Here is a 12410-nt window from a genome sequence, read left to right on the forward strand (position 1 = left end):
TGAATACCGAATGTATGCTGATGAACTCAACGGGGCTGATCGGTATCATCTTGGCGGAAGTTTACCCGCTGATGCACCCACTTATGTGGTAAGAAAAGCAGATTCTGAACTCTATAACGGTTTACTATCCGGGGAATATTGCTATGTCCTTAATTCTCGGCAAATGGGCAAATCTTCCCTGCGAATCCGTACCATGTGCAAACTCACAGCCCAAGGAATTGCCTGTGCCGAAATTGAACTGAATGGTATTGGGAGTCAACAGATTAGCGCCCAGCAGTGGTACGGTGGGATTATCCAAGAATTAATTAGTGGTTTCGATTTACAAGTGAATCGACGTAACTGGTTACGGGAGTATGAGGATCTCTCCCCGGTGCAACGTTTGGGCAAATTTCTGGAAACAGTATTGCTGGCACAGATTCCCAAAAACATCGTTATTTTTATCGATGAAATTGATAGTGTTTTGGGATTGAGTTTTCCGGCTGATGATTTTTTTGGACTGATCCGTAATTGTTATGACAAACGGGCAACCAAATCTGACTACAAACGCCTTACTTTTGCCTTATTGGGAGTTGCCACGCCATCGGATTTAATTCAAGACAAATATGCAACGCCATTTAACATTGGTCGGGCAATTGAATTGAAAGGGTTTAAGGTTCACGAAAGCGCGGCTTTAATTCAAGGATTAGTCGGACGAATAAGCTGTCCCCAAGCTGTATTAAGCGAGGTATTGTATTGGACAGGGGGTCAGCCGTTTCTCACCCAGAAATTATGTTGGCTTCTGGTGAATCGTTGTAATCAGGAACAGAATGGACTCTGCATTATTCCTGAGAATGAAGCCCCGCGATGGGTGAAACAGTTTGTGCAAACGCAAATTATTGAAAATTGGGAAGCCCAAGATGAACCGGAACATCTGAGAACGATTCGCGATCGCCTGCTGGGACAACTTCACTGTTGTCAACGATCCCTCCAGATTTATCGAATCATTTTAGAACAGGGAAGTGTTGAGGCAAAAAATAGTCCTGAACATATCGAATTGCGGCTATCGGGATTAGTGAATAAGCACCAGGGTAACTTAGTGGTTTATAACCCGATCTATCAAACCGTTTTTAATCTAGATTGGATTGAAAAATATTGTCCCAAGGAACGGATTCTTGCCGTCGTCTTTACCGATGTGGAATCATTCTCGACAAAAATGGCAGCCGATGAGAAGCATACCATGGGACTGCTCCAAAGGGATTTTCAGCTTATCCGAGAATGCTGTGAGCAGTTTTCCGGCGAGGTACTCAAAGGGTTGGGAGATGGGTTGTTGATGCGCTTTGAAACTGCACAAAACGCTGTTGATTGCGCGATCGCGATCCAAAATTCGCTCAAAACCGCTGCGGCGAATTTACCCAAGCGGGACATTCTCCGCCATCGAATTGGTATCCATCTGGGGGAAGTGTTTTTCTTCCAAAATGATTTCGGTGTTTCACCCTCCCGTAATTTTATCAACGCCTATCAGGATGATGTGATGGGTAATGTGGTGAATGTGGCGGCGCGGCTGCAAACTGAAGCACCAGCGGGGGGAATTTGTATTTCCCAAACCGTCTACGAAGCCGTTAAAGATCATCTGAATGAAGTGAAGGATCACCAACAGCTTCAGATTACGAAAGCCGGAGAACGCCTGTTAAAGAATATTCCCCAACCTGTCGCCGTTTATATTATTACCCTTGATCCGTACCTGCAACCCTGGTGGTGGAAAATACTCATCGTCTTAATCACAGCCGCGATCGCGACAGGTATGGTTTTCGGGGTGCGATCGCGCGGTTGGTTGGAATCCTGGGAACTCACCGTATTCGATCACCTGATGCGGCTGCGACCCCATGAAGGACCCGATGAACGACTCTTAATTGTAGAGATTACCGAAAAAGACGTTCAGGCTCAACCCTCAGCCGAACGAGTTGGCTCATCTCTATCTGATCGAGCCTTTGCTCAACTCTTAGCCAAATTAGAATCCTATCAACCCCAAACCATTGGCTTAGATATTTATCGCGATCGCCCTGTAGACGAAAACTATCCAGAGTTAGCCCAAGCCATGAAAAAGAGCGATCGCTTGTTTACCATCTGCCATTACGGGAATCCTGGGGTTTTACCGCCACCGGAAGTGTCAGCGGAACGACAAGGGTTTAATAATGTTGTCCTCGATACGGATGAAATTCTGCGTCGTCATCTTATAGCCGTTTCTGACGCCTTACCCTGTCAAAATCAATACGCTTTTAGTATACAGATTGCCGCTCATTATCTAAAGAGCCAAGGAATTAAACCGCAACTGAATCCCGAAGGTTACTTCCAGTTTGGCTCAACGGTGTTTAAAACTCTAGAAAAAAACACAGGTGGCTATTCTAATATTGATTCGAGTGGTCACCAAATCTTACTCAATTACCGCGCCACTCCCCAGATTGCTGAGAAAATTACGCTCACAGATGTTCTGAATGGTCAACTCAATCCTAAGCGAGTAAAAAATCGTATTGTTCTGATTGGCACCACCGCTCCCAGTTTTAACGATCATCGTTGGCGTACTCCCTCTAGTGGAGGACAGAATACCGTTCAAACCCTGACCGGGATTGAAATTCAGGCGCAGATGGTCAGTCAAATTCTCAGTGCTGTTTTAGATCATCGACCCCTGATATGGTGGTGGTCCCAACCCATTGAGATCCTCTGGATTGGCGGCTGGTCTTTAGTTGGAGGAATACTCGCCCACAATTCTTGTTCACTATTAGGTTTTCTGATCCGAGGCGGAGTCGCTACAGGTATTTTATACGGAAGCGGGTGGGTTCTTTTCCTGCAAGGGGGTTGGATACCGATAGTTCCCGCCGCTTTAGCCTTGGTCATGACTGGAGGTATGCTGATTGTTTTCGGGAGTATGTCAGAGAAAGCAGGCAATATTCCAGCTAACCGGATAAGTTGGGTTTCGTTTCTCAACCCAACCTACTTGCGTTGACATGCACCCTTGTTTTCTCTGAGTTGAAATCTCCATTTTATGACTGATTAGTTTTTTGGTAGGGTGGGGAAGAACCCGCTGGACATTGAATAGTATTCTCCACTACTTCAGGTTGAGAGGGAGGCGTTTGTGACGGTTGATTCGTCTGGCAAATTTGATCAATCGCCGATTCCCCAATCACAAACACCGCCCCGGTATAACTCTTTAAATCCGGCTTCTTCGCTTGAGCCGTAACCAGCGCTTGCTGTTGATTCGCTGAGACAATCTCATACTCATAAGATTCGGGCTGCGATTGCAAGGGAATTGCCAACTCCTCTAAGCTTGAGGCAAATTGTTCGTGTTGTAAATAGAAAATTTGTTGGCTTTTATTCACCGAATTAATAAACGATTTGGCTTCTAATTCTCCCGCTAAATCAATTGGTGGCAATGGTGAAGGAGTCAGGAGAGTGTGGGTAGGTAAAATCGGTTGAGGTTCATTTAGAGACAGAGAAGATTTTGCCGTATTTTGATTTTCTGGGACGGGTGAGGCGCTATTCCTTGGGGTTTCTGTGGGCTGAGAAGACAGCTGATTAGAAAACGGGCGCTGTTGCCAATACCAATAGAGAGAAGTCACCGCCCCGCCAAAAATAAGTAAGACAACTCCTGCTACCCATTTCGCTTTTCGCCCTTTCAGCAGCTTGAGCCCATTCAACTGAATCGGTGTTTTTGTTAGGGGGGATGATTTAGAGGGATTGGACCTTGAAGCGACTGCTCTGCCTTGATTCGGAGCCGATTCATCCTTTAAAATCTGCGTTGGTGCGTCCGGGGCATAATCCCATCGCGCCGTAGAATCTTGGCTATAACTATTTGTCCCTGATGGGGGATAGTTGACCGCTGAATTCCGAGAACGTTTCCCAGATGTCCCCGCCGAATTTTCTCCTGTCCCGGTCAAAGATTTTGCCGGATTCCTCATGCCCGACTTGCTCATTTTTCCGGTGGTTTTATCCAACATCTTGGTTGGGATCTGGGTCAAATTTTGTCCTTTGGTTCTCGCCCCTTGAATAGACATTCCTTGCCCAGGAGAGGATGTGATAATACCCGAATTGTAATGAGATAAATTTTTCAGATCAGCTAAGACTGCTGTGACGGATTGGTAACGCTGACGGAAGTCATAGCGCACCATTTTATCGATAACATAACCCAGACCTGGGCTAATATTCAGTTGATCGCGCCAGAGAAATTCACTGGTTTCAGGGTCTTGTTGTAGTTCTTTTGGGTGTAACCCGGTCAAAGCTTGGATACCAATTATCCCCACCCCATAGATATCACTGCTAAAGCGCGGTTTTCCGGCTAATTGTTCGTTAGGCATATAGCCGGCTGAACCAATGGCAATCGTCAGCGCCGTTGGTTCCTTGGTTTCGACGGGTTGAGTACTGATTTGTTTAACCGCGCCAAAATCAATTAAAACAATTTTATGATCGGATTTGCGTTTGATGATATTCGCCGGTTTGAGATCCCGGTGAATAACTTGATGCTGATGAACAAACTCCAGAGGTTTTAAAATTTCTTGTAATAGTCGAATAACAATTGCCTCTCTCAACGGCTTACCGAGGGGTAAAAGTTTAGATAGACTATCACCTTCGATAAATTCCTGGACTAAATAAAATTCTTGATTTTCTTCAAAGTGAGCGAACAGTCGGGGAATTTGCTCATGGTTTCCTAATTTATACAGAACCTCGGCTTCGGTATTGAATAAACGTCTTGCTGTCTGCAACATCGCCGGATCAGTGGTTTTTGGCTTCAGTTGCTTGACAACACACCAAGGATAACCGGGTAATTGTCTATCTTCTGCGAGAAAGGTGGTTCCAAACCCACCCGCCCCAAGCTGACGGATAACGCGGTAGCGCCCACTAAGTGTAATATCGGTCATGAGAGTTGTATCGAGGTTGTCAGCGTAAGCCATCTGATCAAACGAGACTGCAAATTGTACATTAGCCTAACTTCATTGTCGCTGCTAATCTGGCAATGTAACAATCAATCTGTGATAAGTGCATCAGGAATTACTCTATGGCATCCTAGCACCCAGAATCGGTTATAGCGCTTGGCGAGCAAAGCGATTAGCGCTTCCTTTGTTAAATTGGATTCGATAGAGAGTATTGCACCCCTCCTTTTTCAGGATAATCGCAATCGGGCTACAGTTGAAAGGTTTACTCTATCACGAGGTCTATCAGGAGTCCCCAATCGGGTATTCACAGTTTGACCGATCTCGTTAGTGATTGGTTTGAGTTGAGAATGGGGCAAAATCTGAATAGGATAGACATACTAACAGATTGCCCACTCTAATCCAATCACTCAATTGTAAAGGAATAATTTATGGCTTACTTCTGGTTTAAGGCGTTTCACCTAATTGGCGTTGTTGTCTGGTTTGCTGGGTTATTCTACCTCGTGCGTCTTTTCGTCTATCACGCAGAAGCCTCGCAGGAAGCGGAACCCGCGCAAACGATTCTGAAAAATCAATACCAACTCATGGAGAAACGTCTCTACAACATCATTACCACACCGGGAATGATTGTGACTGTCGCCATGGCAATTGGTTTACTCACCACTGAGCCAGAGGTTTTAAAGTCTGGTTGGATGCACGCTAAGTTGGGGTTTGTCGTGGCGTTGCTGGCTTATCATTTTTACTGCGGTCGGTTGATGCGACGGTTAGCATCTGGAGAATGTCAATGGACCAGTCAACAGTTTCGCGCACTCAATGAAGCCCCCACTGTCCTACTCGTCGCGATTGTTTTACTTGCCGTGTTTAAGAATAGTTTACCCACAGATATCACGGCTTGGGGAATCTTTGCCCTGATTATTGCTATGGCAGCATCGATTCAACTCTATGCTAAAAAACGGAAGCGGGATAAGGAAAAAAGTTTGGCAGAAGCGTCCCCAGCAACCAGTGAGGAGATGACCGAACAGGTATCTGCCTAAGGACAAATGAACTGTGGTAGAGACGTTCCGGCTGAACGTCTCTTCTGGTTAAGAAGAGTAAACTTTGGGATTAATATTTCCTTATCTTTTGTGGAAAACTAAGCGGTTTCTGTGGAAAAGTGGCAATATCTGTGGAAAAGTCAGGCTTTTTCCAGGGGGTATGAGTGATTAAAAGGTAATCTGATCCGACTCATAAGCTGGGGGTTCAACATGAATCAACACTCGCACCGGATGAAAGCGTTCTTCTAATCGATCCTCCACAGCTTCGGTAATTTGGTGGGCGGTTTCCACGTCTTTGGCATCAACAATCAGATGCATTTCCAGAAAGACTTGACGCCCCAAAACACCACGAGAGGCGATATCGTGGCAGTTGATTACTCCAGGAACTTGCATAACAATGACTTGAATCGCTTCAGGTGCGATCGCGACTTCATCCACTAACCAGGGTAAGTTATCTGTTAACACCTTCCAACCACTGCGAAAGACTAACAGGGCGACAGGAAAGGCGAGAATCACATCTAGCCACTGGAGTTGGGGCAGATTCCATACTTCTCCTTGCCAGATGCCAATCAATCCTAGCAAAACCGTAATGGTTACCCACACATCACTCATCGTGTGTTGAGCATCCGCTATCAAAATCGCACTTCCCACCCGCTTCCCGACATTTCTTTCATAGAAGGTGACGAAAATATTCACGCCTAAGACAATCAGCAGTAACCACAACTCTGTCGGTGCAATCTTGATCGGCGTCAAACCGTTGACAATCCTCTCGATTGTGCCTTTGAGAATTTCAAAACAGGCGATGCCCAAAAACGCCGCAATCCCCAAAGCGCCCACCGCTTCAAACTTCTGATGACCATAGGGATGTTCGCGATCGGGGTAAGGAGACGAAAATCGATTCGCCACTAAGCCCAAAACATTATTGGCACTATCGGTGACACTGTGCAACGCATCAGCTTGTAAGCTCAAAGACCCTGTTAAAATGCCAACAACGGCTTTCAATGCCATCACGAATACATTCAACACCAGGGTAATCAGCAAAACCTTGCGAACTTCAGCACGTTTGTCGGCTGGCATTATGTTTGCCCCTAAATAACTAATTTCCCCTATCTTTAGTTTAGAGTTTAGTCGGGAAAATGACTGAAACCCTTGTCATTTAATGCTTTTAATTCTCTAAGCCCCCTAACTTTTTGTAGGCTTCTTGCGAGTTTTTCTAGGCATTGTGTGCCAAGACGCCTAATTCTTTGGTAGATTTTCGGAGGGACTTAGTTACCATCTTCTATCAGTAAGCGCTCATTATTAAGATTTATTGCTCATGGTTCCAGCTCAACTTACCCTCAATCTGGCTCAAGGGTCTGTATCGTTCAAATTTACGCCGGAAGCTGCCCAAAATTTACAAAAGGCTCTTGCCCAACTTGTACAAACCTTAAAAGCTACGGCTCAAGCCCCAGGCAGTACCAGCAAGCCCAGTCCACAAAAACCGATAGAGTACCAATATACTGGGGATGTTTTCTTGGAAATTTTCTGCAATCCCAATATTTACCCCAGTCCCTTTGCGGCTAAAGTCCTAATTACACTGCGGGATGAACGCATCCGTTTGAGTACGGAAGCCGAACTGACTCGGGTGATTGAGGATGTCAATCAGTATCTAGAACAAGTTGGCTGACAATTTAAGGTAGGGCAGCTTTACAGAAGTGTAAAGTATTGTAAAATAAGCAAGGGGTTCAAAGACAAAATTATGAGTTCTAACAATATCCAAGACGTTTTACAAACTGGCTTCCGTGTATCGCTGGGGGCTACCACTTCCCTCATCGAAAGCCTTCAGGATCAGCAAAAGCGGGAAGAAAACCTGTCCCTGCTGAACTTAGACTTCAATCAACAGGTTGCTGAGTTGTCAAAAAAAGGTGAAAAAACCGAGCAAGAGGCTCAACGCTTGATTGAACAGATATTCAACCAAATGAACCAACCGACAGAATCAGCTACACCATCAACGCCCAGGGACAGTGGTTCATCATCAACGGGAACCACATCTCGCAGTACCCAACAAGAACTTGAAGAACTGACGGTACAAATCGCCCTGATCCGAACCGAGTTGGAGCAGATGCGTAACCCTGACTAGAACAAATAATACCGACTTGTGCCTCATCGTAGCCTCATCTTAATGGATAGGTTAACTGGGGCTCCTACAGTATTTCAGGTTATCCAAATTTTAATATGCAATTACATTGGTGCTTTGCTAAGCTGCATCCTTTTTTTTAGGGTTGTATCAGGAGCGAGAGCTATGGCTTAAGCCTAAAGCCGAAAGGGTTTCCCCATGTAAATCGGCACTTGTTTCTGACTCGCCAATTCACCAATGACCCATAACAACGAACCGATAACGACACTTGACAGAGTAAATTTGTACAACTCATATAAGCGCCGAGCCACAATCCCTCTCAAATAAGGCTATTTAATCGTTTTCCCATTCTTCGGAACCAATTAAATCACCAATCCGGTCTCTAAGCAAGAAATCACACTGTTCTAGTTCGCATTCGATACATACCCACTCGCGAGCTGGAATGTACTGACAAAGAACGTAGATGGGCTGCTGACGGCTGACCACTCCTTTTTCCACGAGTTGACGTGCTTCTTCTTGAATCACATCAATGGAGTATCGAATAGAGGGAGTAGAGGGAGCAGTTTGAAGACTCATCGGGCTCATAGATACCATCCTGACTAAAAACTAAGCTACGTTCTAACTATATACGAATTTGGCTAGCCTGAAAAGGTATCTCGTTCCGTATAGAAAGTTACAAAGATCTTCGAGTTATGAATAAAAAATACCAAAGATACAAATTGTTTCAGCTTTTAATCGCTAGCGACTAAAAGCTGAAACCCTTGCTATACCGTTAAATTGGCAGTTGATAGTGGGGCTGCCTCTGAGATTCCTCTCTCGATCATGGCAAGTTAATTAATAAAACTTAAATAAACTCTGTTAAGCTATAATCACATTCAATCTGATCAAATAATACCTCAAGTGCGATCGCCTGCGCCTCTGGCATCTGTCCGTAGGAGTAAACATAAGGCGTCTGGGCGGGGAGGTCAGGTAAGAACTGCTCTAAGGTGTATGGACTACCGTAAATCACCAATGCCTCTAAGACTTGATCCGTTAATAATCGCTGTAGCCAATCCGCAGCCACAGCAGTTAAAGAAGCCGTACTCCGAAACGGATTTCCACGAATAAAAAGCTGTAGCAGCGTCGGAATCGGTCGCTCATTGTGATCCCTCAGCATCGGTGGCGTATGGCAATCCACCCATTGCAATTGGTAGCCAAACTGTTGGGGTAGGGTAACGGCTGGAGCATTTCGCCCCAAAACATCACAGGTTAAAATATCATCCACAATGATGAGGTTGCGCCCCTGGCGACTATTCGGGAGCAGTTTTGAGCGCAGGGGTAGGGAACCGCCAACTTGTTGAGAATCACGGAGGATATTAGTAACCGTATCAATGGCAGTCGGTTGAGCCAGATGACCCAGAAACGATAAGGGTTGAGCTTGATCACTTCGGCTCCCTGACACCTGTGTCCCCTGGCTGATCTTCGCCTTCGCCTGCCAAATCCGTTCCACAGATGCCAGAATGCGATCGCGGGAAATCCGTCCTGCCGCTACAGCATCACAGACGGCTTGAATGGCGGTTTCTGGGTTAACGGGCATGAGTAAAATATCAGCCCCAGCTTCAACCGCTTTTACAGGGGCTTCCGTTGCGCCATAGCGATTAGTGATCGCACCCATAATTAAGGCATCGGTGACTATCAACCCCTCAAACCCCAACTCTTGGCGCAGAACTTGGGTTAAAACTTTTTGTGATAACGTCGCTGGATAGTGATCATCCAAGCTAGGGATCAACAGATGAGCCGTCATCACCGCATCCACACCCGCCGCCATAGCCGCTTGAAACGGGGGAAACTCCACCTGTGCCATTCGCGATCGCGAATGGGATAAGATCGGTAAATCTAAATGGGAATCGATCGCGGTATCCCCATGACCGGGGAAATGTTTCGCCGTGGTTAACACCGGATAATCTTGCGTCCCTCGGATAAACTGACAAGCCAATTGACTCACGATTTCCGGCGTCTCACCATAAGCCCGCACATTGATTACCGGGTTTTGGGGATTATTATTAACATCTACAACAGGCGCAAGAATCCAGTTAATCCCAATCGCTAAGGCTTCTTGGGCAGTAATTGCGCCCTTTTGTTTAGCATAATTTTGGGCTTTTTGCAAATCCTGACGGGCAATCGCCCCTATTGCCATCGGTGGCGCAAACCAAGTCGCCCCAGCAAAGCGTTGACCGACCCCTTCTTCAATATCAGCGGCAATCAACAAGGGGATTTGGGCATACTCTTGTAATTGTTGCGATCGCAGCGCTAGTTCCCCAGCACTCGCACCCAGTAAAATCACCCCTCCCACGCCCCAATCCTGTATCCAATGCTGCAACCTAGCGGCGGGAGGTTCCCAAGCCGGGTACTGAATTTGGTGGTCAAACAGGTAGCCAGATGCCCGCACCACAACCATCTGTGCCACCTGTTGTGCCAAGGAGAGAGACTGGATATCGGGTAAGGAATTCACTCGTTTTCTTCTGCCTCAGGAACCTGATCATCGAGTTCCTTACTATGACGTTCTTGTGAGAGTTGATTCAGCAGTGTCAACATGCGATCGCCGCGTTCCAAGCCTCGGTCTTCAATAAAGACGACCTCTGGGGTACGACGCAAGCGCACCCGCCGACCTAATTCGCGACGGACAAAACCCGTAGCTGATTGTAAACCCGCCATCGTTTCTGATTTTGCCTCTTCGGTGCCATAGATTGAGACATAAATTTTGGCATGTTGCAAGTCACCCGAAACATTTACATCCGTAACGCTGACCATCCCAGCACCGACACGGTCATCTTTGATATCGTGTAACAACATTTGACTGACTTCCTGCTGAATCAGCGAGGAAACCCTAGACACACGGCGATTTGTAGCCATAACGCCCCCTTTACTATGAGTATGGGCAGTTGGAGACCAACGATTTCTAGTGTAAGCTTCCCCGCTCTAAATACACAGGGCTTCCCGCTTCGGAGGTATCTTGTGACATACTGACCCGCTAAACTGGGTTCAGTCCTAGCATGGCACGCAGGGTGAAAGCCAGGAATAAAAACGTCCCCACCACCAAACCCACCAGCGCGATCGCACTCACGGGATTACTCAATACCGGCTTAAAGCGCTCAAATAGGGCAAAGAAGATGCCCAAGGTTATGCTAATCAAGTAACGGGGGTAACGGCTAATATTTTGTAAAAAGTCTTTCATTGCAACTTGCTACTATCTTTAAATGACAAATGACGAAATTTTAGCATTTTGGTTTGGAACGCCCGATGACCCAGCTTATCGGAAGCCCCGTCAGGCTTGGTTTACCAAAAATCCCGGCTTTGACGAAGAGGTGCGATCGCGCTTTTTGGAGGATTATCAACAAGCGGCGGCGGGTCAACTCAACCATTGGCAGGAATCTCCCCATACTTGTCTGGCGCTGATTTTACTGCTGGATCAGTTTCCCCGCAATATGTTTCGCGGTCAACCCCAAGCCTTTGCCACTGACTCTCAAGCGTTAGCCGCCGCCCAACATGCGGTATCACAAGGGTTTGACCAAACCTTGATCTCTGTGCAACGCTGGTTTATTTATATGCCCTATGAACATAGTGAGAACTTAGCACACCAGAAGAAGTGTGTTGAATTATTCTCCACGCTGAAAAATGATCCAGACAGCGCCAGTACTATTGATTACGCCTATCGTCATTTGAAGGTGATTGAACGCTTTGGACGCTTTCCCCATCGCAACCCGATTCTGGGTCGAGAAAGCACACCAGAAGAAGTGGTGTTTCTTAAACAACCGGGTTCCTCGTTTTGACGATGGGTGTTGTGGGGGTGAACCCCATAATGAACCACTCGAATCCACTTAATTTACTCAGCTCGCCCTCTACTCCAATGCTTGAGAGACTTTTTGTCAAATTTTAGGGGAGAACAACATCAGCCCAAAAACTGATTCCATCGCCCTTTGTAAAGTTTTTTTCCTGGTGCGTAGAAGGCAGCCATATTTCCAGAGTAACCAGTGAAAGGGTCATTTATCGAGGTAACTTATGTTAAAGCAACTGCCTTTAAAACGACTAGGGCTAACCGCTTCTAAAAACCTAGACAAACCTACCCATAAGTAATTCTGCCTTGGTATAAGTCCACGGTGTAACTTTTGGTCGATAACCGTTAACGCTGACGCTTGGCTGATACCCGGCATTGTTGCTCGATATCAGCCTTAACTAACGGCTCCCAGTTAGAGACACTATAGTAATCGTGTCTACGATTGACTACAGGGCATCGACCAATAAAATTATTAAATTGATATAGAGCGCTCCATACGTGCTTTCTCGGATTCACTCCGAGATAGGCGGACACAGAGCGCGGCA

12 protein-coding genes and 1 pseudogene are annotated in these 12410 nt (G+C 46.2%); 5 read left to right on the top strand and 8 right to left on the bottom strand.

Going from position 1 to position 12410, the window contains the following annotated elements; genetic code table 11:
- The first annotated feature begins 10 nt into the window (after positions 1-10).
- Entirely contained in the window at positions 11-2980 is a 2970-nt protein-coding gene (locus tag RID09_RS08550) for a CHASE2 domain-containing protein (RefSeq protein ID WP_446335524.1), read from the top strand.
- Between the two features lie 37 nt (positions 2981-3017).
- Here RID09_RS08550 and RID09_RS08555 read toward each other — a convergent pair whose 3' ends face one another.
- Complete coding sequence (locus RID09_RS08555; protein WP_446335525.1) at positions 3018-4889, bottom strand: protein kinase domain-containing protein; 1872 nt, start codon at positions 4887-4889, stop codon at positions 3018-3020.
- 443 nt (positions 4890-5332) lie between these two features.
- Here RID09_RS08555 and hemJ point away from each other — a divergent pair, with 443 nt between their 5' ends.
- Complete coding sequence (hemJ, locus tag RID09_RS08560; RefSeq protein ID WP_446335526.1) at positions 5333-5935, top strand: protoporphyrinogen oxidase HemJ; 603 nt, start codon at positions 5333-5335, stop codon at positions 5933-5935.
- A gap of 168 nt (positions 5936-6103) precedes the next feature.
- On the opposite strand, the gene RID09_RS08565 is transcribed toward hemJ, so the two are convergent.
- A complete protein-coding gene (locus tag RID09_RS08565) occupies positions 6104-7012 on the bottom strand; it encodes a cation diffusion facilitator family transporter (RefSeq protein WP_446335527.1) in 909 nt (302 codons plus the stop codon).
- A 238-nt stretch (positions 7013-7250) separates the two neighbouring features.
- On the opposite strand from RID09_RS08565, the gene RID09_RS08570 reads away from it, so the two are divergent.
- Positions 7251-7601, top strand: a complete 351-nt coding sequence (locus RID09_RS08570) for a hypothetical protein (RefSeq protein WP_006100292.1) — start codon at positions 7251-7253, stop codon at positions 7599-7601.
- Positions 7602-7673: 72 nt separating this feature from the next.
- Positions 7674-8054, top strand: a complete 381-nt coding sequence (locus RID09_RS08575) for a hypothetical protein (protein WP_446335528.1) — start codon at positions 7674-7676, stop codon at positions 8052-8054.
- 173 nt (positions 8055-8227) lie between these two features.
- Here RID09_RS08575 and RID09_RS08580 read toward each other — a convergent pair whose 3' ends face one another.
- The 5 genes from RID09_RS08580 to RID09_RS08600 all read right to left on the bottom strand — a co-directional run bounded on the left by RID09_RS08580 (position 8228) and on the right by RID09_RS08600 (position 11265).
- Positions 8228-8362 carry a hypothetical protein gene (locus RID09_RS08580; protein WP_446335529.1) on the bottom strand — a complete coding sequence of 45 codons (135 nt, stop codon included), beginning with the start codon at positions 8360-8362 and terminating at the stop codon, positions 8228-8230.
- A 22-nt stretch (positions 8363-8384) separates the two neighbouring features.
- A complete protein-coding gene (locus tag RID09_RS08585; RefSeq protein ID WP_446335530.1) occupies positions 8385-8627 on the bottom strand; it encodes a DUF4327 family protein in 243 nt (80 codons plus the stop codon).
- Between the two features lie 268 nt (positions 8628-8895).
- Positions 8896-10542: a glycoside hydrolase family 3 N-terminal domain-containing protein gene (locus RID09_RS08590; RefSeq protein WP_446335531.1), complete on the bottom strand. Its 1647-nt coding sequence runs from the start codon at positions 10540-10542 to the stop codon at positions 8896-8898.
- Positions 10539-10943, bottom strand: coding sequence for a 30S ribosome-binding factor RbfA (gene rbfA, locus RID09_RS08595; RefSeq protein ID WP_446335532.1), 405 nt, complete (start codon positions 10941-10943; stop codon positions 10539-10541). The genes RID09_RS08590 and rbfA overlap by 4 nt, the downstream gene beginning before the upstream one ends.
- Positions 10944-11061: 118 nt before the next feature.
- Positions 11062-11265 (bottom strand): DUF751 domain-containing protein, encoded by a 204-nt coding sequence (locus tag RID09_RS08600; protein ID WP_446335533.1) that lies wholly within the window; start codon positions 11263-11265, stop codon positions 11062-11064.
- A gap of 22 nt (positions 11266-11287) precedes the next feature.
- Between RID09_RS08600 and RID09_RS08605 the strand changes: the two genes are divergently transcribed.
- Positions 11288-11860: a DUF924 family protein gene (locus RID09_RS08605; protein WP_446335534.1), complete on the top strand. Its 573-nt coding sequence runs from the start codon at positions 11288-11290 to the stop codon at positions 11858-11860.
- Positions 11861-12210: 350 nt separating this feature from the next.
- Here RID09_RS08605 and RID09_RS08610 read toward each other — a convergent pair.
- Positions 12211-12410 (bottom strand): annotated as a pseudogene (locus RID09_RS08610) (hypothetical protein); the annotation flags it as partial.

The organism is Coleofasciculus sp. G1-WW12-02 (assembly GCF_040219735.1).
Taxonomy (GTDB): domain Bacteria; phylum Cyanobacteriota; class Cyanobacteriia; order Cyanobacteriales; family Coleofasciculaceae; genus Coleofasciculus.

What these genes read in the sequence shown, in the direction of transcription:
- RID09_RS08550 (WP_446335524.1), top strand. Translation starts at nt 11, where the DNA reads ATGTATGCTGATGAACTCAACGGGGCTGATCGGTATCATCTTGGCGGA.
- RID09_RS08555 (WP_446335525.1), bottom strand. Translation starts at nt 4,889, where the DNA reads ATGACCGATATTACACTTAGTGGGCGCTACCGCGTTATCCGTCAGCTT.
- hemJ (WP_446335526.1), top strand. Translation starts at nt 5,333, where the DNA reads ATGGCTTACTTCTGGTTTAAGGCGTTTCACCTAATTGGCGTTGTTGTC.
- RID09_RS08565 (WP_446335527.1), bottom strand. Translation starts at nt 7,012, where the DNA reads ATGCCAGCCGACAAACGTGCTGAAGTTCGCAAGGTTTTGCTGATTACC.
- RID09_RS08570 (WP_006100292.1), top strand. Translation starts at nt 7,251, where the DNA reads ATGGTTCCAGCTCAACTTACCCTCAATCTGGCTCAAGGGTCTGTATCG.
- RID09_RS08575 (WP_446335528.1), top strand. Translation starts at nt 7,674, where the DNA reads ATGAGTTCTAACAATATCCAAGACGTTTTACAAACTGGCTTCCGTGTA.
- RID09_RS08585 (WP_446335530.1), bottom strand. Translation starts at nt 8,627, where the DNA reads ATGAGTCTTCAAACTGCTCCCTCTACTCCCTCTATTCGATACTCCATT.
- rbfA (WP_446335532.1), bottom strand. Translation starts at nt 10,943, where the DNA reads ATGGCTACAAATCGCCGTGTGTCTAGGGTTTCCTCGCTGATTCAGCAG.
- RID09_RS08600 (WP_446335533.1), bottom strand. Translation starts at nt 11,265, where the DNA reads ATGAAAGACTTTTTACAAAATATTAGCCGTTACCCCCGTTACTTGATT.
- RID09_RS08605 (WP_446335534.1), top strand. Translation starts at nt 11,288, where the DNA reads ATGACAAATGACGAAATTTTAGCATTTTGGTTTGGAACGCCCGATGAC.